We start from the raw sequence: 20,936 nt of genomic DNA, 5'->3' as shown, positions 1-20,936 counted from the left end.
CGTGAAAGGTAGGGAAGTCTTGCTCGTGCGTCATTGTAAAGGCGAAACCTGTTGCGCCTGTTCCATAAAGCGTGGCAGCGCTTAAGACAGCGTTAATTATACCAGGAGTTGGGTCGTCCAATCCAAACCCGGCCAACCCCTCGCACCTATCCAATGGGCGGCGCTGCCGATGGCATGACCCAGACATTTCCCGTCTCCGGATGCCGAGCGATGGTCGCTTCGATGCGGTAGACGCGCCGAAGCAGATCCGATGTGAGAACAGATTCAGGTGTTCCCTCAGCCACCAGATGGCCCTGATCGAGCACACAAAGACGATCGCAGAACATGGCGGCAAGGTTGAGGTCGTGGAGCGCGGCCACCACAGTGGTTTGGAGCCCACGCAAGAAATGCAGGAGCTGGAGCTGGTGGTGAATGTCGAGATGGTTCGTCGGCTCATCAAGCACCAGGATGCTCGGCTGTTGCACCAGGGCTCGTGCAACGAGAACGCGCTGACGTTCGCCACCGGAGAGTGTGCGGAAAGCGCGATCCTGAAACGGAGCCAGCCCCATCAGCGCAATCGCCGCCGCAAGAAGTGCGTGGTCATGGGCCGTATCTGGCTCCAGGAGCTTCTTGTGCGCCGAGCGCCCCATGGCCACCACATCGCGCACCGTTAACGGAAAGTCTGCCGGCATGTCCTGAAGAACGGCACCCACATTGCGCGCTACCCATTCTGTGGGTTGGCGCCAGACGTCCTCCCCATTCACATGGACCGTGCCTGAGGCGGGCTTGTTGATGCGATAAGCGGTCCGCAACAGGCTCGATTTTCCCGCCCCATTCGGTCCGATGAGGCCGACCATCTCGCCTTCGCGAACATGGATCGAGACACGGTCCACCAAAGTTTTTCTGCCGGCTTTGACGGTGACTGACCGCAGATCGAGTGTGCCGGGCCGAACACTCATCGTGAACCGCCCAGTCCACGCGCATCGCGCCGCAGAAGCCAGATGAAGAAGGGACCGCCCGCCAGCGCCGTGACGATCCCGACAGGCAGTTCCAGCGGTGCGATCACCGTCCGGGCGACGAGATCGGCACCAATAGTGAAGCTTGCGCCCAGCAGTGCCACCGCAGGCAATGCGCGTCGATGATCCGCCCCGACAAGAAACCGCACGATGTGCGGCATGATGAGGCCGACAAAACCGATGACCCCGGCCACGGCGACGGTGATGCCGATAAGCGCTGCCGCGAGCACGAACATGGTCTGGCGAAAGCGCTGGACATTGAGGCCGAGCGCCACCGCACTCTCGTCTCCCGCCATCAGGAGGTTGAGCCGTCGGGCCTGCACCAGCATCACGCCCAGCCCAATCGCCAGTGCGGCAAGTGGAACGGGGATCAGTTTCCACTGTGCCGTGCCAAACCCGCCCAGCGTCCAGAAAAGCACCCGTGAGGCAAGCTGCGGATCGGGTGATGTAAGCACGATCAGGCTTGTAAGCGCACTGAGGATCGCGCTCATCGCCACACCGGCCAGCACAAGCCGGGTCGGCGTTATATGTCCGCCCGTTCGCGCCACCCAGAACACAGCAAAGAGCGTGACAAGCCCGCCCAGAAAGGCCGAAATGTGCAGTGTGAACACGCCGAAGCCCAAGAGCCCCCAACGCATCACCACCACCGCTCCCGTTGCCGCACCGGACGAAACACCCAGAATGCTCGGGCCCGCCAGCGGATTGCGCACGATTGACTGGATGGTCATTCCAGTAACACCGAGGCTTGCGCCGACCAGAGCCGCAAGCACGACGCGCGGCATGCGGGTTTGGACAACGATTGTCTCATGGACGGCGCGCCAGTAGGGCTCCACCAGAGTGTCGCCGAGAGCGAGATTGGCAAGGATGGCAACGGCCGTCCCGCCGGGAATGGGCACGGAACCGAGCATCAACCCGGCAACGGCCACACTTGCAAGCAACGTCGCCATAAGGAGAATGACCAGAGCGTAGCTCGAAGCCCCGCCAACCACCGAGGGTGCGACGCTCATTGACCGAATGTTCACCCCATGGGTGGGTGGCGCTGACTGCAATACTGCCAGCAGCGCTTCATGGCTGTCCGGATCGTTCTGCTTCGGGACGGGTGCGTGCATGTTTCGGTTCCGCCCGGCCCGTTAATCGCCCATGCGGTCGGGGTGGAAGGCACGCGCCAGCTTCTCCACCGCATCAATGGAGCTCGGTCCCGGCTGTCCCCAGACGGAATCGATCGTCACGAACCTCTCGCCGGCAATGCCCGGCACACCCTTCACCGTCGGGTTGGCTTTCAGGGTCTCGATCCGGCCCTTGCCCAGTTCGCCGGCCGGATCTCCCACCACCTGCCCGCCAGCGGTTCCGGAATAATAGACCACGATGTAATCGGGCGCGCGCTCGGCAATCTGCTCCCAGGAGACCTGCCCATAACGATTTGCCACGTCGCCAAAGATGTTTTCACCACCGGCCCTAGACACCACGTGCGACAGCATGGTGTTTCCGAGAACAGCACGGGGCGCCGATTCGCCGCCATTGAAGATGAACACCGGCAAGGCCTTCACGCCAGCAAGCTTCTCTTCCACGGCGGAAAGCCGCTCCTCGATGTCGGTGATCAGCGCTTCGCCACGCTCCCGAACGCCGAATATGGCCGCCACGGATCGGATCTCTTCATAGAGCTCATCGAAACCGAATTTTCCAAGATTGCACCCTTCGGTGTTGAGCCGTGTTTTCATGCCCAGATCGTGCAACTGGTCGCGCGTATGACGGCTCTCGCTGAACCCGTCAGGATAGCCGGCATAAACAAAGTCGGCCTCCACCTCGATGAGTTGCTCCGTGGTGGCGACGAGCGGCGACAGCACCGGAACCTGGTTATAGGCTTCCTCATATTGCGGGCTGATCTTCAGGTTTGCCATGTAGGAGGTGCCCGCCATGCGCTCCTCAAGACCAAGGGCAAGCATCAACTCCGTGGCATTGTTGCTGAGCGTCACGGCCCGCGTCGGGGGTGCTTCATAGACTGTGGTGACCCCGCAATTCTCGTCCGTATAAGGAAAACCGGGTTCGCCTGCGAGTGCAGGGGCCGAAATGATGAAGAGGCCTGCGGCAGCAAGCGCGCGGAAACCCGCAATACGGTTCATGAAAAATCTCCTTGGAAAGCCGGCTCATAGGCGGCGTTGTCTGATGTAGATGAAGAGGGCAACTGCCCTTCCAGATGCGGGAGAACCTCTCTGGCGAAGAGCTCCATCCCCTGGAGCGCCACATCGTTGGCGATCAGGCCGTTGGCGCTAAAAAGGCAGCGTATGCTTTGCGATCCCGTGCGTGCGGAAAGCGCCTGCAGTTGTGAATGGCAGTCTTCAGGTGTTCCCGCGATGGTGAAATCGGCCAGCATTTCAGTGCGGCTGCGTGGCTTTGGCGGCTTGAGCCCGCGCGACAGTGCCCGTTCGGCGCGGCGCCTGTTCAGCACCTCCAGGAGTGTGTCGACCCGGTCGTTGGCCTCAGCACGCGTCGGTGCGATCACCAGGTATCGCGAAAGCGAGGAGGCTTTGAGGGCCGCGCGGGACCCGCCATGCCGGTCAAGCGCAGCATGAAGCACGGGCAATTGCCGCGCCTCATTGGGCTCCAGGCTGAGAAGCAGCGGAAAGCCGTGCCGCGCGGCGATGTCGACGGTTTCTTCCGAGACGCCAGCAACATAGATGGGTGGATGCGGCTTCTGAACCGGAGGCGGCCCCACTGCGACATTGGAGAATGTCCATGGACCGCTATCGGCGGAGCAATGTGGCTTTGTCCATGCCTCAATCATGATTCTCAGTGCTTCGCAAAAGCGCGGATGCGCTTCGTCCCGCTCAATCTCCAGCGCGCTGAATGTTGAAGGTTCCGTGCCTCGTCCAATGCCCACATCGATCCGACCGCCGCTCTGAAAGTCGAGCTGCGCGATCTGTTCTGCCAGAAGAAGCGGGTGATAGAGCGGCAGGACGAGGATCGACGTGCCGAACCGCAGGCGCTCGGTCCGCGCCAGAATGTCTGCCCCCAGCAGCAGCGTGGAGGGATAGGGCAGCGTGTCGCGGGAGAAATGGAATTCATTAAACCAGATACCGCCAAAGCCCAGCGCGTCGGCGCGCTCTACGAGGCGCATCAGGGCGGCATGATCGCCCAGCGTCCCTTCGCGGGCGAACCCAGCCAGATCAACGCGCATTCAAGGCACCCCCAGAGAGAAAATCACAAGATCGGGGATCATTTATCCGAAATGGTATAACATATCGAGTCAAATCGAACGTGAAACACCATTTCGTCGCCGGCAAGGCCGTGCCTGCATGCATGCTGGTCCTCCTGCCGGCGCACCTCGTCCGGCGTTCATGGTCAATGCATGAGGCAGGTCTCCTGGCTTGCGGCTCGGACGTTCCCTCCGCCTTCCCGGCTTGCGCCAGTGGCATTGGAAAGAACTTGCCGCTTACAGTTGCGAGGGCAGCCCCGGATTTGATCCCCAAGGGAGATCGCACCGGGTTCCCTTTTCATCCGCAGAATGCGGAACCGCATGCACCAGTGACCCTACCGGCGAAGCGTGCGCAGCGCAACACGCTCAACCATCGGGAAGCGGTTATCCCGCCATGGATTGTCAGCAGGGACAAGCAGGTTCTGCGAAAGAGAAACGATGCGTCAATCAGCCGGCGCGGTCTGCAAGAAGCCGGGCGGTAAACAGATCCAGATGAGCCCCGCCGACATTCTTGCACACGGTAATTTCTTCTTGTGATTGTCGTCCGGTTTTCCGGCCGGCGCAGAGATCAAAGAAATCGGCCTGCACGTCATCCCAGCCAATCACGCCGGCGCGGACCGGACGCGCCAGATCGCCCGCCCCCTCCATGCCCTGCCTCGTGTCGACAAAGATCGTGCCGCGTTTCATGGCATCATCATCCGTTTCGCGCATGTGCGGAAGGTAAGCGCCCACGAGGTCAAGATGGGCACCCGGTTTCAGCAAGCGCCCCTTCACCAGCGGTTCCTCCGCCATGGTGACGCAGGAGATGACGTCGGCCAGGCGGACGGCTTCGTCGAGGTCGTCGACAGCCTCGGCGCTTGTCGGGCCCTCAATCGACAAGGCAAGCGCTTTCGCCCGCTCATGCGTGCGATTCCAAATCAGGACACGCTTTATGCCGGGCCGGGCAGTGCAGTGGGCCTCGATCATATGTGGCGCAAGCCCGCCCGCCCCGACGACCAGCAACGTTTCTACATCCTGCCTTGCCAAAAGCCGAGCGCCCAGGGCGGAATCGGCGGCTGTCTTGCGAAAGGTCATGGCCTCGCCATCGGCGGCCAGAAGGGGGGTACCGGTGCGGGCATCAAACACGCATACGAGGCCCTGCACCGAGGCTTGTGGCGGCGTGAGGGACAGATTCTGAGGGAATACCCCGACCATCTTGACTGCGATGACATCCTTCTGCTGCCAGCCGACAAGGGTCACGAATTTGTTCGCACCGCCGTTCGGCTCGTCCGCAATCAGGTTTGCCGTCTCCGGCATGACGCCGCGGTGCGCCTGTTCGAGCGCATCGATCAAGGAGGCGTAGTCGAGGGTTTCGTGCACGGATTGAGCATCGATGTATCGCATGAGACGTCTCAGAACAGGAGGTTGGGCAGGGCTGTGACCAGCGGCGGAAAGAAGGCCAGAAGAAGCAGAACCGCGATAAGCGCCGCCAGGAACGGTAAGGCCTCGCGGGTGTATTCCTCCACCGAACAACGGGTGATGGCGCAAACCGTATAGAGAACCGTTCCAACCGGCGGCGTCAGCGACCCGATGGTTGTGTTCAAAACGAGGAGCACGCCGAAATGGACGGGATCGATCCCGAGCAGGCGCGTGACCTCGAGAAGCAATGGCGCAAGAATGACGAGCAGCGCCAACCCTTCCAGAACCGTTCCAAGAGCAAGCAACCCCAGCATGATGATCAGAAGGACCACATGCGGATTGTCGGAGACAAGCAATAGCGCACCGACGATCTGCTGGGGAATTTGCTCCAGGGCAAGGATCATCGAAAACACGCTTGCAGAGGCGACGATGAACAGAACGCTGGCAGTGGTGTGGGCGGATTCGCGAAGCAATGCATAAGTATCTCCGAGGCCCATCCCCCGGTAGATGACGAGGCCGACGGCGAACGCATAGATGGCCGCGATCGCGCCCAGCTCCGTGGGTGTGAACCATCCAGTTCGCAAACCGAAGATGAGCATGACAGGCATGGCGAGCGCCCACAGGGCAGCACGGCCACGGCTGAAAACTTCGGTCGCGGGTGCCCTCGTCTCGCGTTCCGGCCGGTATCCGCGGCGCTTGGCAATCAGTCGCACCGTCAGCAACAAAGCGCCCGTGATCAGGAAGGCCGGAACGACCCCACCAAGGAAAAGCCGCCCGATCGAAGTGTTGGTGAGCAAGCCGTAGATGATGAGGCCAATGCTTGGCGGCATGATCGGCGCAATGGCACCGGATGCCGCACTGATGACGGAGGCAAAACCGTTGGAATACCCCTTGTCGCGCATGATCGGAGCAATCGTGCGTGCATCGATGGCTGCGTCGGCATTGGACGATCCAGACATTGCGCCCAGAAACAGCGAGTTCATCACTGCCACCTGCGCCAGACCGCCCCACCAATGCCCCACCAGCGCATTGGCAAAACCATAAAGGCGCTCGGCAATGCCGCCACGGGCCATGGCTGCGCCTGCGACCACGAAGAAGGGGACGGCCAGAAGCGGAAAGGATTCCAGTGCCGAGGACATGCGTTGAGCCACAATGCTTGCCATCATCGGGTTCACGGCGAAATAGGCGACCGATGTTCCCAGCAGAACGAAGGCGATCGGTGTTCCGAGAACAAGAAGCAGCAGGAAGACAATCGCAATGAGGGTCAAGGCCGATCCTCCGGACCCGCCTTCAAACGCTCCCACGCCTGTGTGATCTGAACGAGGATCAGCACGGCCATGGCTGCCAGGAGTCCTGCAGAGACGATCCATTTTGGCCAACCCAGAGCGAGAAAGCGTGTAAAGCGCGCCGTGGCGATCTGTGCCTGTGCGGCATCGATCACCGCGAGTGCAATGACGGTGACAATGACGTGGACCAGCAACTGCACAGCAAGGCGCCAACGGGGTGGCAAGCGGTTGGAGAAAAAGCTCACCCCAAAGAGCTGGCCATTGAGGGCCGCCCCGACGACGCCGAACCACACGACACCGGCAAAGGCCACCAGCGCGAGATCATGCGCTGCGTGAAAGGTGAGGCCAAACAAGCCGCGCGCGAGAACATTGGCGCTTACGACCAGCAGAACAACGCCCAGCAGAATGGCCGGGATGACCGAACCAACAACGGAAAAGAACCTGTGCAGCACTCCCCTCACCTTTCCTCCCGGGATCCCCTCGCCCGCATTGTTATGTTGTCAGGTCAAGTGATCGGCGACGATGTCCCGCTGTTGAGAACACCGCCGCCGTTCACTTGGGGTCGATGGCAATCACGGATTGCCCCAACACACCACCGACCCTCAAGCGACCCTCAAGTCAATTTTCGGTAGCGGCGGCACGGACCTTGTCGTAGAGCCCTTCAGGCCATTGCGGAAAGCTATTGTAGAAGCCAGCCGTCGCTTTGCGGTAGGCATCGATGTCGGCATCGTGGAACGTGACGCCAGCGGCTTCAAACTCCTTGCGGATCTCCGCGGCCTTCTCTTCCGACAGAGTTGTCAACTCGCGCCCGCCCTGACGGAACTCCTCCACGAGAATCGCGCGGTCCTCATCGCTGATGGACTGATAGGCAGCCTCACTCATCACCCATCCGGTGAAGAGGTTGAAATGCCCGGTCAAGGTGAGGTGTTTTGCCGGTTCATACCAGCGGCTCGCACGAAGGCCGGTCAATGGCGCCTCGGCAGCTGTCACAACGCCCTGCGACAAAGCCGAGTAGACCTCCGCCGCCTCGACCGTCGTCGCAATGACCTCAAGGGGTTCGAATGTCTTCAGCCATGTTTCCACCGGTGGCACCCGCATCCGCACACCTTTCAAATCGGCCGGCTCCACATAGGGTGCATCACCGATCATGTGACGGGGCCCATCAAACCAGTTGATCGCAAGAACCCGGATTGCCGCCTTTTCAGCCAACTGGTCATAGTAGCCCTGCATCAGGTCCGAATTGGCGAGGCGCTCCCCCTGTTCACTGTCGTCAATGATGAACGGGCCTTCAACGACGGACAGTTCCGGCACGCCGAAAGTGGCCATGAAGGAGGCCGAGGTAAAGGTGATTATGGGTTGCCCCTGGCTTGCCTGCTCCAGTGAATCACTGGTCGAGCCAAGCTGCCCCGAAGGAAAAAGCTGGAAGGCGACGCGGCCTTCAGTACGCTCGGTGATGCGTTCGGCGACCTTTTCCACCATGACAACCGAATCCGCTGTGGGCGGATTGACCGAGGCAATGCGCAAGGTGACTTCCGCAGCATGAGCGGCAGGTAAAACCGCCATCGCCACGCCAACTGCCATGCTGCCCAGAATGGTTCGACGTTTGATCAAGTTCATGTTTCTGTTCCCCATGATTGCTCCTCCGTTTTGGCGCGCCCGTCTCATGCAATGGGCGCCTTCTCCCTGCGTTCGCGGCGGCAATGTTTCCGCCGCCGCGCTCAGATTTTCCCCTCAGTAATCGTGGATCTTCTTCATGTAGCGTCGTGCTTCGAGCATGGTGTGATTGCGGCGCTGGGCGAGCTTGTAGGCAAACCCCCAAAGGGCATCGAAGAAGATCAGTGGCACGAGATAGCCCTGGAACGCCGCGTCGATCCCATTCAGATCGAGCTCGGCTGCATCCAGAACCATGATCCTTTCGCGATCACCGAACCGGTAGAGAAAATCGCGCGTGCGCTCTTCGATGCGCCGCGTCTCATCCATCCCAATAAGGAGAATGGCGTTGGTGTTTTCATCGACGACCTCGAAAGGCCCGTGAAAGAACTCGTTTGCGTGAATGGCCTGCGAGTTGATCCACTGCATTTCCATCAACACGCAGATGGCGAAGGAGTAGGCAGCCCCATAACCGGCGCCACTGGCCGCGGTGTAGATGACCGAACTGTCCTTGAACCGGTCCGCATAGGTTTCGAAGCGATCTTCATAGACGCTCTTTGCCTGATCGATGGCCGACTGCAGATTGCCGAGACTGGACAAAAGCGAGGAGACAACATCGCGCCCTTCCCGCTGGCGCAAAAGGCCCGCCAAAATCATGTAGAGAACAGCGTAATTGCTGTCTGCAGGGTCGATCGGAACACCAGTTGTGTAGGGCGCATCGTAGCGCAACACATGGTCTGCCGCCTCGGCCAAAGGGGATTGAGGATCGAGCGTCATGGCCACGGTCACAGCGCCGTTCTCACGCGCAAACCTGGCAGCGTTCGCGGTTTCCCGCGTGGTGCCCGTCTGCGAGCAGAGGATCACCAGCGCCTTCTCGCCCAGATGACGGGGATGGCGGCAAATGAATTCATCCGCATTGTAGAGATCGGACGTGATCGTCTCGAAATGCCGATCGATAAAGTATTTTCCCGGGTGCATGATCGACAGGGATCCACCGCAAGCAACCAGAAACACATGGGTGATCTCGCGTTGCCCGATCGCCTCCAGGGCCATCTGCACATCCGGGCTCAATTCACGCTTCATACCAATTCCTCTGTACAGCCTCCCCTTACCGGAGACCTTGTTGACACCATGGGGCCATTGTGGGAACGTTCTCACATCTTGTCAATCGGAATAGAGAAAAATGGTTCGAATCGCGGCGATCGGAGACAATGATGTCGACTGCTACCTGTCCAACGGGCTGATGTATCCGGGAGGAAATTGCTACAATGTATCCGTCTTTGCCCGCCGCTTCGGTGCCGATAGCGCCTATGTCGGCGCTATGGCCGACGACGCGGCGGGGAGGCATATGCGCGATGTTCTGCTGCAGGAGGGCGTGGGCATAGAACGACTGCGCACTGTCGAAGGTATCACGGCCTATTGTGTCATCGGCCATGTGGACGGGGACAGGGTGTTCCTCAACAATGATTTCGGCGTCTCGCGCTTCATCCCCGATATGGACGATTTCGATTTCCTGTCAGGATTTGACGTTGCCCATGTGGGCCAAAGCAGCGCGCTTGACCAATGGCTTCCGGAAATCGCTCAGCGAACAGCTCTTTCCTATGATTTTGCCGTTCGTCACGAAGCGGACCATATCGCTCAAGTCGCTCCGTTGTGCCTGTTGGCTTCCGTTTCCACCAGCCATCTCTCACAGAAGGATGCGGTGGAGCTTGCCCGAACGATAAGAAATGCAGGCGCGCAATGGGTGCTGGCAACCCGAGGGCGCGATGGCGCCGTTCTCCTTGACGGCGACACGCAATACGACATGCAAGCTGTTTCAGTTGAGGCGGTGGACACGCTTGGCGCCGGCGACACTTTCATCGCCCGAACCCTGGTCGGTCTCATGACGAAGGAAAAGCCAGGCGACACGCTGTCGGCCGCTGCCGAGGCGGCTGCCAAAACCTGCTCCTACTATGGGGCCGTCGGCTATGGGGTGCCCATCGATCTCCCGGTACAGCTCGAGATGGCGCGAGCCACGCTCAACCAGAGCTCGCCGGCGGCTGAATAGACTCCCTCCGAATCAGGTCGGCCTTCAACACAGAACGGGATGGCGACCGCGCGCCATCGACGATACGGTCGAGCACCAGCCGCGCGGCTCTTTCGCCGACCTCTCTTGTCGGCTGCACAACGGCGCTGATCGTCGGCTCGTGGAATTGCATCCAGTCGAGGTCGTCGAAGCACACCAGTGAGATGTCTTCCGGAATCGAAAGCCGCTTTTCCTTCAATACGCCCATCAGCGCAGCAGACATCAGGCCATCGGTGGAGAAGAACGCGGTGGGGGGGGCAGTGTTTCGGAAACAGGATGCTATGGCTTCAGTGGCAGCGTCGACCGAATAGGTGCCGACACGTGCCACAAGTGCAGGATCGACGGATACTCCGGCCTCCAGATGCGCCTGCAGATAGCCAAGCAGGCGTTGCCAACTGGGAAACAGATGATCCGGCAAGACCGTGCCCGCCAAGACGCCGGCGATAAAATCCTCGAGATTCCCGCCCTGCCACCATTCGAGTTCGGCCACGATACCGATGCGCCGGTGGCCGGCCGCAATAAGCTCAGCCGTGCAGCGTCTGGACGCCGACACATTGTCGACAGTCACAGCATCGGTGTCCAATCCTTCGACAATACGGTCGATCTGGACCAGGGGCTTCCCTGTGGCGACAAAAGCCTGAAGGTGTTTCGCGCCTGACAATTGAGCCGGGGCAACAATCAGACCATCCACCTGCTTCTGGATGAGCAGCTCTACGGCCTCAATCTCCTTCTGGGGGTCTTCATCGCTGCCGGTCAGCAGAATGCCGAAGCCCTCGGCACGCGAAACATCGTAGATCCCACGGAGAACGCTGGAATAGAACGGGCTTTGGATATCCCCGGCAACGACACCGATCGTCTTGGTCACGCCGGTGATCAGGCTGCGCGCAAGCTGGTTGGGTCGATAGCCGAGCTTGCGCGCGCTTTCCTGAACGCGATTGCGCACATCCTCGCTGCTGTAGCCATAGCCGCCCAGAACCCGGCCGGCGGTGGCCGTGCCCACCCCTGCCAGTCTGGCAACCTCCGCGATCGTAACCTTGCGGCTTTTATCCTGTGTCACAGCGACCCTCCGGGCCCTCTATCTCGCAAAGCCGCCGCTCCGGCAAGCCACCTCTTTCATCAATCAGTTCCTGGAAGCTGGAATGAGCGTTTGGGATATGTCTATCCGGGAAACCGCATCCCGTATGCGGTTGATCACCTCGCGTCCCACGAGCGGCAACTCATGCACGTGCGACGTGATCAGCCAGATGGACGTTTCAATGCGCTCGGCGAGCGGGCGGAAGACGACTCTGGGGTCCTGGGGCGCAACGAGGGCCAGACTGGAGATGATCGAGACACCAAAACCGGCACTCACCATGGCGCAGGCGGCTTCCAGCATTTGAACCTCGGCAACCTCACGTGGACTGATCCCGATTGCGTGGAAGGCTTCATAGATTGCCGGGTAAGACATGTCGCTTCGCCCCAGCGCGATGAACGGGTCGTCACAAAGATCCCGCAGTGAAACCACCTGCTTGCTGGCCAGGTGATGGTCTGCCGGAAGCGCACAGATCATCGGCAACTGCGCAAAGGGTTCGCAGTGAAGCATGCTGTGGGTGGCAGGCACCAGCGAAAGGCCGAAATCCGCTGATCGCGTGAGCATCACATCCGCAATGCTGGGCGAAGTGCGCGTCAGGAGGGTGACTTTAAGCCCCGTGTCACGACCAAGCATGTCGGCCACAACACGCGGTATGAGCTGAAGACCGATGGCAGGGAACCCGACAATCGTTAGCTGCCCCCGGTCGAACTCGCGAATCTCCCGCGCAGCCTTGTGCACCCGGAGCACACCCGCCTCCAGCTTGGCCGTTTCCGTGTAGAGCACACGTGCCTCGGGTGTGGGAACAAGACGGCCCGTCTCACGATTGAACAGCCTTATCTCGCAAGAATCCTCGAAAAGTTTCAATAGCTTGCTCACAGCCGGCTGGCTGACATGCAACGCCTCTGCGGCTTTGGTCACAGAGCCACTCGTCATGAAAGCATTGAAGGCTTCGATTTGTCGGACATTGGTTTTGCGCATCGCAATGACATAACCTTTTGGAATACCGAGGGCAAATAATATGATTTGAAATTCAGATGCCGTCTCCTTTGAATAGGCGCGCCACCGCACAAGAACAAAGGGGAAGACAATGAATAGGATTTGGCGATCGCTGGCGCATGGAATGCTGGCTGCGAGTTGCTCGGTCTTGGCCACCGGGGCTGCACTGGCGCAGGAGAAGACGCTGACCGTCGGGGGGTATGGAGGGTCTTTCGAAACACTGATGAAGGAACTCATCATCCCTGAATTCGAAAGCCGACATGAGGTCAAGATCCAGTTCGTGCCAGGAAATTCCACGGAGAACCTTGCACGACTCCAAGCGCAGAAGGGCAATCAGGAGCTGGATGTTGTCATTCTTGACGACGGTCCGATGTATCAGGCAGACGCTCTCGGCTTCTGCGCGCCCATGACATCTTCCACACCGGGCGATGACATTTATGACATCGCGAAGCTTGGGCCCAATTCGATCGGGATCGGCTTTGTGGCCACCGGCTTTACCTACAACACCGCGTGGTTTGAACGCGAAGGTTGGGAGCCGCCGTCAAGCTGGATGGACCTGGCGGACGAAAAATACAGCCAGATCCTGTCCATCCCGCCGATCTCGAATACATATGGCCTGCACACGCTTGTGATGATGGCGCGCCTGAATGGTGGCGGGGAAAAGAATATCGACCCTGGCTTCAGCACCATGGCGGAAAAGGTCGCGCCCAACATCCTGGTGTTCGAGCCTTCATCTGGCAAGATGTCCGAGCTCTTCCAATCGGAGGAAATCGCCCTCTCGATCTGGGGTTCGGGCCGTACAAAGTCCCTTGCCGACACAGGCTTTCCGGCAAAGTTCGCTTATCCCAAGGAGGGCGCTGTCGCTCTTATGCTGGCTGCATGTCCAGTGGTCGAAAGCGATGTGTCCGATCTGGCCAACGCCTTCGTTGACTTCCTGCTGGAACCGGAAATCCAGGTGCGCCTCGCCGATGCCATGGGCTCTGGTCCGGTCAACAAGAATGCCGAGCTGCCGGAGGAGCTGGCTGCCTCGCTTCCTTACGGGCCTGAGCAGATCGGCAAGCTGATTGCCGTCGACTGGGACACGATCAACCCGGCCCGCGAAGAGTGGACCAAGCGTTGGGCACGCGAAATCGAACGCTGATCGCAACCCTGGAAATCGTCATCCCCGTTCCGGGCGAAGTTACCGCTGCCGCCATCTGGCGGAGACCGGGTGGCTTCGCCCCCGGGGCTGACGTTGCCCTGCGGGCGCGGCGATGATGGATCAACCAGCTTTCAATCACGGGCTGACAATGGCTTTTCTTGAGCTTCAAGCATTAAACAAGCGCTACAATGCGGTGGTCGCCGTCGAGGACTTCAATCTGAGCATCGAGCGCGGAGAGTTCGTCTCGCTTTTAGGGCCTTCGGGATGCGGCAAGACGACCACGCTGCAGATGATCGCAGGCTTTACCCAACCCACCTCCGGCAAGATCATGCTGAACGGCCGTGATCTCGGCGCCGTCCCGGCGCGGAAACGTGGGCTTGGCATCGTGTTTCAAACCTACGCACTTTTCCCCCACATGACGGTCGAACAGAATGTGGGTTTCGGACTGGAGATGCGCAATGTGCCAGCCGACGAGCGGCGGCGGCGCGTTTCCGATGCGCTCGACCTTGTTCACCTGTCACACCTGGGAGACCGCTTCCCGCGTAATATGAGTGGTGGACAACGGCAACGTGTGGCGCTCGCCCGCGCGCTTGTGATCGAGCCGGAGCTCCTTCTACTCGATGAGCCGCTCTCAAATCTCGACGCGAAGCTGCGCGAGGAAATGCAGCTTGAACTCCGCCGAATTCAACAGGAGGCCGGGGTCACCACTCTCCTCGTCACGCACGACCAATCGGAAGCCATGGCATTGAGCGACCGGGTCGCGGTCATGCAAAGCGGACGCCTCATTCAGGAAGACAGTCCGTTCGACGTCTATGAGAAGCCGGCAACGTCATTCATCTCGACATTTCTCGGCAAGACAAACAGCCTTCCGGCCTTTCTGCGGAGAAAGGGCAAGAAGATAGACATCATCATTGACGATGTCCGCCTTCCAGGCCCCGACACTGATCTGCCGGACGGGCCTGTCGAGCTATCGCTTCGCCCCGAACGTATCGAGTTGACCGATGAGGTCCAGGCCACCCTTTCCGGCGACGTGGTCGAGCGGGTGTTCCTGGGGGATCACTGGCTTTTCCGGGTCGATACGCCCATCGGAAAACTGCTTGTCATGCAGCGCAATCTGGGTCGACGCGAGGCCGGCATAGGCGAACGCCTTCACCTTTCCTGGAAGCCGGAGGCCATGCGGCTCCTACCACGCGGAGAGGCATCATGACGGTTTCCGGCAAAGCGACACCCTGGTTTCTCAGTGCTCCGGCACTGACGCTCTTCGCGGCCTTGCTCGTTACGCCACTGGCGATGACTTTCCTGCTCAGCTTCAACAGCTTCTCTTTCTACGGAGGCATCGAGCACACGTTCGGGCTGGAGAACTACGCCGAGGTGCTGAGCGACACCTATTTCTACGAGATCTTCGGCCGCACCTTTCTGATTGCCTTCATCACCACGGCCATCTGCGCCGTGCTCGGGCTACCGGAGGCATATATTCTCTTCCGCATGAAACCCGCCTGGCGTTCATTCATGCTGCTCATCGTGCTCGGTCCTCTTCTCATATCCGTTGTGGTGCGCACGCTGGGCTGGGCGATCCTGCTGGGCAACAAGGGGGTTATCAACGAATTCCTGCGTGACATCGGGCTTATCACCTCACCCATCCGCATGATGTACACATCCACCGGGATTGTCGTCGCCCTGGTTCATGTCATGATCCCGTTCATGATCCTCGCAGTCTGGGCCGCGCTTCAGCGCCAGGATCCGGCCACCGAGCGGGCGGCGGAATCGCTTGGCGCGGGGCCATTCACCATTTTCATGCGCATCGTTCTGCCGCAGGCCATGCCTGGCGTTCTGTCCGGTTCGCTTATCGTGTTTTCGCTTTCTGCCAGCGCCTTCGCCACCCCGGCAGTGCTGGGTGGGCGGCGCGTGAAGGTGGTCTCGACAACTGTTTATGACGAGTTTTTGAACACGCTCAACTGGCCGTTGGGTGCCGCTATCGCGATCCTGCTTCTGGTGTCGGTCCTGACCATCATGATCGCCTGGAACAAATTGGTGGAACGCCGCTATTCGGGGGTCTTCGAATGAATCGCAATGGCTTTCTGGCCCTCTGTTTCAATGCCCTCTTCGCACTGTTCATGATGGGCCCGCTCCTCGTGGTGATCGGGGTCTCCTTCACGCCCACCGGCTATCTGGAGTTCCCCCCGAGCGCGATTTCGCTTCGCTGGTTCAAGGCGATCCTCGACAATCCCGATTTCATCGACGCGGCCTGGATCAGCCTGGAGCTTGGACTGGCATCAGCCACATTGTCGACGCTTCTTGCCGTGCCGGCGGCACTCGCCATCGGGCGGGAGCGCTTCCGCGGGCGCGACGCATTGCAGGCGCTTTTCCTGTCGCCGCTCACGGTGCCGACCGTGGTTCTTGGTGTCGCGTTCCTGCGCTTTCTGAGCCTGTTCGATATCAACGGCACTTTCTTGGGGCTCGTTTTGTGCCATGCCGTGATCGTTACACCCTTCGTGCTGCGACTGGTGCTAGCCTCCGTCACGGGGGTCGATCGATCCATTGAAATGGCCGCAACCTCGCTCGGTGCATCGCACTGGACAGTGTTTCGCCGTGTGACACTGCCGCTCATCCTGCCGGGCGTGGTGGGAGGCTGGGTGCTGGCTTTCATAACCAGCTTTGACGAACTCACCGTGACGGTGTTCATCGTGAACCCGTCAACCACCACACTCCCGGTGCGACTCTTCTCGCACATCACCCAGACGACTGATCCACTGATCGCCTCGATATCAACAATGGTGATCCTATTGACGGTGTTGCTGATGCTCGCAGTCAACAAGCTCTACGGACTGGACAGGCTGCTGATCGGAGGAGAAGCGCGATGAACTACGACACAATCGTTGTCGGTGGTGGCCTGGTCGGCGCAGCCGTGGCCCACGGGCTTGGCAGGCTTGGCGAAAAGGTTCTGGTTCTGGACGAAGGCGATGTGGCATTCCGGGCCTCGCGCGGGAATTTTGGTCTTGTCTGGGTCCAGTCCAAAGGCGAAGGCATGCCCGAATACGCACGGTGGAGCCGGCATTCGGCGGACGTGTGGCCTGATTTTTCCGAGGAGCTTCAGGAACAGACCGGCGTCGACACCGCCTATCACAAGGCCGGTGGTGTTCATCTCTGCCTCTCAGAGGAAGCCTGGGAGCGGCAATCCGCTCTCATCAAGCGCATGCACAATGTCCACGGCTCCGATTACGGGGCAGTGATGATCAAGCGTGACGAGCTGATAAAGATGCTGCCCGGCATCGGCCCGGAGGTCGTGGGCGCAAGCTGGTCACCCCATGATGGACATGCAAGTCCGCTCTACCTTTTGAGAGCACTGCACGAAAGCATCACGCGTTTCGGCGGGGCCTATCGAAACGAGGCACGCGTCGAGAACATTGAAAAAGATGGCTCCGGTTACCGCGTAACCACCGCGGCGGGCTCCTTCAAAGGAGCCAAGGTTGTCTTGGCTGCAGGCCTTGGAAACCGCAAACTTGGCCCTCTCGTCGGCCTGGAGGTTCCGGTTTTTCCTCAGAAAGGGCAGATCCTGGTCACCGAGCGCACGGAGATGAAATTCTCCATGCCGACTGTGTTCATCCGGCAGACTGACGAGGGCTCGTTCCTTCTCGGCGACAGCCACGAGGATGCGGGTTTTGACCTGACCTCGCGCACCGGCATCATGGCGGATATCGCGACCCGGGCAATCCGCTCCTTCCCCTTTCTGAAGGATTTGCGGCTTGTGCGCTCGTGGGCGGCGCTACGCGTCATGAGCCCGGATGGCTTTCCCATCTACCAACAATCCGACAGCCATCCAGGCGTTTTCTCGGTGAATTGCCACTCCGGCGTCACGCTGGCGGGTGCGCACGCACGCACGCTCGCCCCCATGATCGCTCGCGGTCGGCTGGAAGAACCCATGTCTGCCTTTTCTACAGAGAGACTGAATGTTCAAGCGCATTAACGCCCCCAAAAACGGAAAGGTCTCCTTCACCTTCGAAGGCCGTTCCATCGATGCAGCCGCCGGGGACACCGTCGCCTCCGCGCTGATGCTTGCAGGTGAAACCCACTTCCGCGACACGCCGGTTTCCCAAAGCCAGCGCGGCCCCTTCTGTCTGATGGGCGTGTGCTTTGAATGCCTCGTCGAGATTGACGGGGTTCCGAACCGCCAGGCCTGCATGGTGGCCGTGCGCGAAGGCATGTCAGTCCGCCGCCAGAAAGGTGCCATTGGAGTTGAAATCGAATGAATGCGTGTGACCTTGCCATTATCGGTGCCGGCCCGGCGGGAATGGCGGCTGCGACGGAAGCCGCAAATGCCGGTCTTTCCGTCATCCTGCTTGACGAACAGCCCGCTCCCGGCGGCCAAATCTACCGCGCGATTGAAACCGTGCCGGAGGAACGTCGGAAATTGCTGGGCCCGGATTACGGGAAAGGCTTGTCGATCGCTCAGGCGTTTCGCGCCTCCAACGCCACTTACATTCCTGAAGCCACTGTCTGGAACATAAACCCCGATCTCAGCATCGATTATTCGCGTAATGGCGGCTCTTCCCAGATTTCAACGCGGCATCTCCTCATTGCAACGGGCGCGGTGGAACGCCCCACGCCAATGCCCGGGTGGACCCTCCCGGGCGTTACGACAGCAGGTGCGTTGCAGATCCTCCTCAAGGCTCATGGCGGTGTGGGCGACGATGTCGTGCTCGTCGGAAGCGGGCCTCTGCTCTACCTGCTTGCACAACAGATGATCGAGGCGGGCGGGCCACCGAAGGCCATCATCGAAACCATCGACAGAAGCCGCTACCTCAAGGCTGCCCGGCATCTTCCGCGTGCGCTCTCGGCGCTCTCTTACTTGCGCAAGGGCATGGCTATGATGCGGCAAATCCGGCGCGCTGGCGTGCCGCATTACACCGGCGCCCGAGATATTCGCATAGAAGGCGCCCAACGCACCGAGGCAGTGTGTTTTTCCACCCACGGCAGGGCACACCGTATTGAGACAACCAGCGTCGCGCTGCACCAGGGTGTCGTCCCCAATCAGCAGGCAACGCGTCTGCTTGGCTGCGACCATGTATGGAGTGAGAGCCAGCGCTGTTTCATTCCAAAACTGGACGCGTTTTTCGAAAGCAGCGTGGAGAACGTCTTCGTCGCAGGCGACGGAGCCGGAATAGCCGGGGCGAACTCCGCAGAAATCCGAGGCAGGATTGTCGCCCTTCGTGTAGCGCAGAAGCTGGGGGACGACAAAGGCACCCAAATCCGGGCTCTGCAGAAAAAGCTCAGCCGCGACGAAGCCATCAGGCCGTTTCTGGAGACGCTCTATGCGCCGTCTGACGAAGTCATGGTGCCTCAAGACGACGTTCTCGTGTGCCGTTGCGAGGAAGTGACCGCCGGGGCCATCCGCGAAGCAGTCGATCTCGGAGCGCCCGGCCCCAACCAGATCAAATCCTTCCTGAGAAGCGGCATGGGACCTTGTCAGGGTCGGATGTGCGGGCTCGCGGTCAGCTCCATCATAGCGGAAAGGCGGAAGGAGAACCCGCAGTCCATCGGATATTATCGCCTGCGCCCACCGCTGAAACCACTTCTCCTTTCCGAACTGGCTCAGCTCGAACGCGAACCGACGCGTGACGAGCCACTCTGAGGCAGCATCATGGCGATGGCATCACTTCAGCATAGGACCGCCGACCTTCTTGTGATCGGCGGCGGTATTCATGGCTGCTCTGCAGCTCTGCACGCAGCGATGCGCGGTCTTCAGGTCATCGTTTTCGAGAAGGACACGGTGGCCCGGCACGCTTCGGGAGTGAACGCCGGGGGCGTGCGAAAGCTCGGCAGGCACGTCGCGGAAATTCCGCTTTCGCTGCATTCCATGTCCATCTGGCGCCGCATCGCGGACCTGCTGGATGACGATTGTGGTTTTCAACCGTCTCCGCAGATCAAGGTCGCAGAAACTGCGGAAGAGCTCGAAACCTTGCGTGGGCGCGTCGCGGAACTCAACAGCCTGGGCTACACCCATGAGCAGATACTGGACCGGCAGACAATGCGCACGTATCTGCCGGCGGTCGCCGAACACTGTGTCGGTGCCATCGCATCTCTCGATGACGGATTCGCCCAGCCATACCAAACGACCTTCGCCTTTCAGCGCAAGGCTCAGAAGATGGGGGTGCGTGTTCTGGAGCACACGCCTGTCGAGCGCGTTTCCCGGTCTGGAGAGGAGTGGAAGGTGCAAGCTGGAGCGCAGGAGTTTACAGGGCGTTTCGTTCTGAATTGCGCCGGGGCCTGGGGAGGCGAGATCGCACGGCAGATCGGCGATCATGCCCCCGTAAGAGCCTATGCTCCAATGATGATCGTCACGGAACGACTGCGCCCATTCTGCACCGCGGTCGTCGGAGCGGCGGGCCGTCCGCTCTCCTTCAAACAGATGCCAAACGGCACAGTCGTTATCGGTGGTGGCCGACCGGGAGTGCCGGAGCCGGCAAACAATCGAACACATATGCAGATGTCCGAATTGCGTCATTCCGCGCAGACCGCGATGGACATCTTCCCCGTGATGCGTGGCGCACAGATCGTTCGCTCCTGGGCGGGAATCGAGGGGCTGATGCCGGATGGCATACCGGTTATCGGTCCCGCGGCACACGCGCCGGGTGCTTTCCACGCCTTTGGCTTCTCCGCTCACGGATTTCAGCTCGGACCGGGAGTCGGCGACATCATGGCGGAATTGATCGCCACCGGCAGCACCCAGGCTCCGATCAAGCCATTTTCAATCAAGCGCTTTCCGCAAGATCCAACCAGAGCACAGAAGGAACTCTCATGATCAAGAGACATATTCAGACCCGCATCAACCATCGGATCGTCGAGCACAATGGCGTCTTGTATTTCGGAGGCCTTGTCGCCGATGACAAGTCGCTGGATATGAAAGGGCAGACAGAACAGATCTGCGCCAAGATCGATGCCCTCCTGGCACAGGTGGGATCTTCGAAGGAGAACCTTCTCACCGCAATGATCTACATCTCCGACTTCTCGCAAAAAGAGGGTATGAACGAGGCCTGGCTGGAATGGATGCCGGCGGAACACCTGCCCACGAGAGCGACGATCGGGGTGGCCGAGCTGGGCAAGGACACCTTGATCGAAGTGGTGGTCTCAGCGGCACGCTAA

At 60.1% G+C, this 20,936-nt stretch carries 21 protein-coding genes and 1 riboswitch; of the genes, 10 read left to right on the top strand and 11 right to left on the bottom strand.

Annotated elements, in window-relative coordinates; translation table 11 throughout:
* Positions 1–146 precede the first annotated feature (146 nt).
* The 9 genes from AC2CHD_RS08050 to AC2CHD_RS08010 all read right to left on the bottom strand — a co-directional run bounded on the left by AC2CHD_RS08050 (position 147) and on the right by AC2CHD_RS08010 (position 9,605).
* Entirely contained in the window at positions 147–938 is a 792-nt protein-coding gene (locus AC2CHD_RS08050; protein WP_229450136.1) for an ABC transporter ATP-binding protein, read from the bottom strand.
* The gene (locus tag AC2CHD_RS08045; protein ID WP_484553296.1) at positions 935–2,104 is read right to left on the bottom strand and encodes a FecCD family ABC transporter permease; all 1,170 of its coding nucleotides are present in this window, start codon (positions 2,102–2,104) and stop codon (positions 935–937) included. Before AC2CHD_RS08045 ends, AC2CHD_RS08050 begins: the two co-directional genes overlap by 4 nt.
* Positions 2,105–2,125: 21 nt before the next feature.
* Positions 2,126–3,115, bottom strand: coding sequence for an ABC transporter substrate-binding protein (locus AC2CHD_RS08040; RefSeq protein ID WP_484553295.1), 990 nt, complete (start codon positions 3,113–3,115; stop codon positions 2,126–2,128).
* Positions 3,112–4,170: an LLM class flavin-dependent oxidoreductase gene (locus AC2CHD_RS08035; RefSeq protein WP_484553294.1), complete on the bottom strand. Its 1,059-nt coding sequence runs from the start codon at positions 4,168–4,170 to the stop codon at positions 3,112–3,114. Before AC2CHD_RS08035 ends, AC2CHD_RS08040 begins: the two co-directional genes overlap by 4 nt.
* A 158-nt stretch (positions 4,171–4,328) precedes the next feature.
* A riboswitch (cobalamin riboswitch) is annotated at positions 4,329–4,525 on the bottom strand.
* Between the two features lie 110 nt (positions 4,526–4,635).
* The gene (locus AC2CHD_RS08030; protein ID WP_484553293.1) at positions 4,636–5,571 is read right to left on the bottom strand and encodes an ornithine cyclodeaminase family protein; all 936 of its coding nucleotides are present in this window, start codon (positions 5,569–5,571) and stop codon (positions 4,636–4,638) included.
* 8 nt (positions 5,572–5,579) lie between these two features.
* A complete protein-coding gene (locus AC2CHD_RS08025; RefSeq protein ID WP_484553292.1) occupies positions 5,580–6,854 on the bottom strand; it encodes a TRAP transporter large permease in 1,275 nt (424 codons plus the stop codon).
* Complete coding sequence (locus tag AC2CHD_RS08020) at positions 6,851–7,324, bottom strand: TRAP transporter small permease (RefSeq protein ID WP_229450130.1); 474 nt, start codon at positions 7,322–7,324, stop codon at positions 6,851–6,853. Before AC2CHD_RS08020 ends, AC2CHD_RS08025 begins: the two co-directional genes overlap by 4 nt.
* A gap of 166 nt (positions 7,325–7,490) precedes the next feature.
* Positions 7,491–8,489 (bottom strand): TRAP transporter substrate-binding protein DctP, encoded by a 999-nt coding sequence (gene dctP / locus AC2CHD_RS08015; RefSeq protein WP_484553291.1) that lies wholly within the window; start codon positions 8,487–8,489, stop codon positions 7,491–7,493.
* Between the two features lie 114 nt (positions 8,490–8,603).
* Positions 8,604–9,605, bottom strand: a complete 1,002-nt coding sequence (locus AC2CHD_RS08010; RefSeq protein WP_484553290.1) for an SIS domain-containing protein — start codon at positions 9,603–9,605, stop codon at positions 8,604–8,606.
* 100 nt (positions 9,606–9,705) lie between these two features.
* Here AC2CHD_RS08010 and AC2CHD_RS08005 point away from each other — a divergent pair, with 100 nt between their 5' ends.
* The gene (locus AC2CHD_RS08005; RefSeq protein ID WP_484553289.1) at positions 9,706–10,569 is read left to right on the top strand and encodes a PfkB family carbohydrate kinase; all 864 of its coding nucleotides are present in this window, start codon (positions 9,706–9,708) and stop codon (positions 10,567–10,569) included.
* Here AC2CHD_RS08005 and AC2CHD_RS08000 read toward each other — a convergent pair.
* Positions 10,541–11,644 (bottom strand): LacI family DNA-binding transcriptional regulator, encoded by a 1,104-nt coding sequence (locus AC2CHD_RS08000; RefSeq protein ID WP_229450126.1) that lies wholly within the window; start codon positions 11,642–11,644, stop codon positions 10,541–10,543. The two genes, AC2CHD_RS08005 and AC2CHD_RS08000, sit on opposite strands and share 29 nt — an antisense overlap.
* 63 nt (positions 11,645–11,707) lie before the next feature.
* Positions 11,708–12,637, bottom strand: coding sequence for a LysR substrate-binding domain-containing protein (locus AC2CHD_RS07995; RefSeq protein WP_255664021.1), 930 nt, complete (start codon positions 12,635–12,637; stop codon positions 11,708–11,710).
* A 109-nt stretch (positions 12,638–12,746) separates the two neighbouring features.
* On the opposite strand from AC2CHD_RS07995, the gene AC2CHD_RS07990 reads away from it, so the two are divergent.
* The 9 genes from AC2CHD_RS07990 to AC2CHD_RS07950 all read left to right on the top strand — a co-directional run bounded on the left by AC2CHD_RS07990 (position 12,747) and on the right by AC2CHD_RS07950 (position 20,936).
* On the top strand, positions 12,747–13,796 hold the full coding sequence (locus tag AC2CHD_RS07990) for an ABC transporter substrate-binding protein (protein ID WP_229450124.1): 1,050 nt from the start codon (positions 12,747–12,749) through the stop codon (positions 13,794–13,796).
* Between the two features lie 148 nt (positions 13,797–13,944).
* The gene (locus AC2CHD_RS07985; RefSeq protein WP_484553288.1) at positions 13,945–15,003 is read left to right on the top strand and encodes an ABC transporter ATP-binding protein; all 1,059 of its coding nucleotides are present in this window, start codon (positions 13,945–13,947) and stop codon (positions 15,001–15,003) included.
* Positions 15,000–15,860 carry an ABC transporter permease gene (locus AC2CHD_RS07980; RefSeq protein ID WP_484553287.1) on the top strand — a complete coding sequence of 287 codons (861 nt, stop codon included), beginning with the start codon at positions 15,000–15,002 and terminating at the stop codon, positions 15,858–15,860. The genes AC2CHD_RS07985 and AC2CHD_RS07980 overlap by 4 nt, the downstream gene beginning before the upstream one ends.
* The gene (locus tag AC2CHD_RS07975) at positions 15,857–16,657 is read left to right on the top strand and encodes an ABC transporter permease (RefSeq protein WP_229450121.1); all 801 of its coding nucleotides are present in this window, start codon (positions 15,857–15,859) and stop codon (positions 16,655–16,657) included. Before AC2CHD_RS07980 ends, AC2CHD_RS07975 begins: the two co-directional genes overlap by 4 nt.
* Complete coding sequence (locus AC2CHD_RS07970; protein ID WP_229450120.1) at positions 16,654–17,760, top strand: NAD(P)/FAD-dependent oxidoreductase; 1,107 nt, start codon at positions 16,654–16,656, stop codon at positions 17,758–17,760. Before AC2CHD_RS07975 ends, AC2CHD_RS07970 begins: the two co-directional genes overlap by 4 nt.
* Positions 17,744–18,043: a (2Fe-2S)-binding protein gene (locus tag AC2CHD_RS07965; RefSeq protein ID WP_478363692.1), complete on the top strand. Its 300-nt coding sequence runs from the start codon at positions 17,744–17,746 to the stop codon at positions 18,041–18,043. Before AC2CHD_RS07970 ends, AC2CHD_RS07965 begins: the two co-directional genes overlap by 17 nt.
* Positions 18,040–19,425, top strand: a complete 1,386-nt coding sequence (locus AC2CHD_RS07960; protein WP_484553286.1) for an FAD/NAD(P)-dependent oxidoreductase — start codon at positions 18,040–18,042, stop codon at positions 19,423–19,425. Before AC2CHD_RS07965 ends, AC2CHD_RS07960 begins: the two co-directional genes overlap by 4 nt.
* Positions 19,426–19,434: 9 nt before the next feature.
* On the top strand, positions 19,435–20,595 hold the full coding sequence (locus tag AC2CHD_RS07955) for an NAD(P)/FAD-dependent oxidoreductase (RefSeq protein ID WP_484553285.1): 1,161 nt from the start codon (positions 19,435–19,437) through the stop codon (positions 20,593–20,595).
* A complete protein-coding gene (locus AC2CHD_RS07950) occupies positions 20,592–20,936 on the top strand; it encodes a RidA family protein (RefSeq protein ID WP_484553284.1) in 345 nt (114 codons plus the stop codon). The genes AC2CHD_RS07955 and AC2CHD_RS07950 overlap by 4 nt, the downstream gene beginning before the upstream one ends.

Source organism: Nitratireductor sp. ATLC21 (assembly GCF_057196525.1).
The sequence above is the reverse complement of the archived record's forward strand: the minus strand, read 5'-3'. Positions and strand labels throughout refer to the sequence as shown.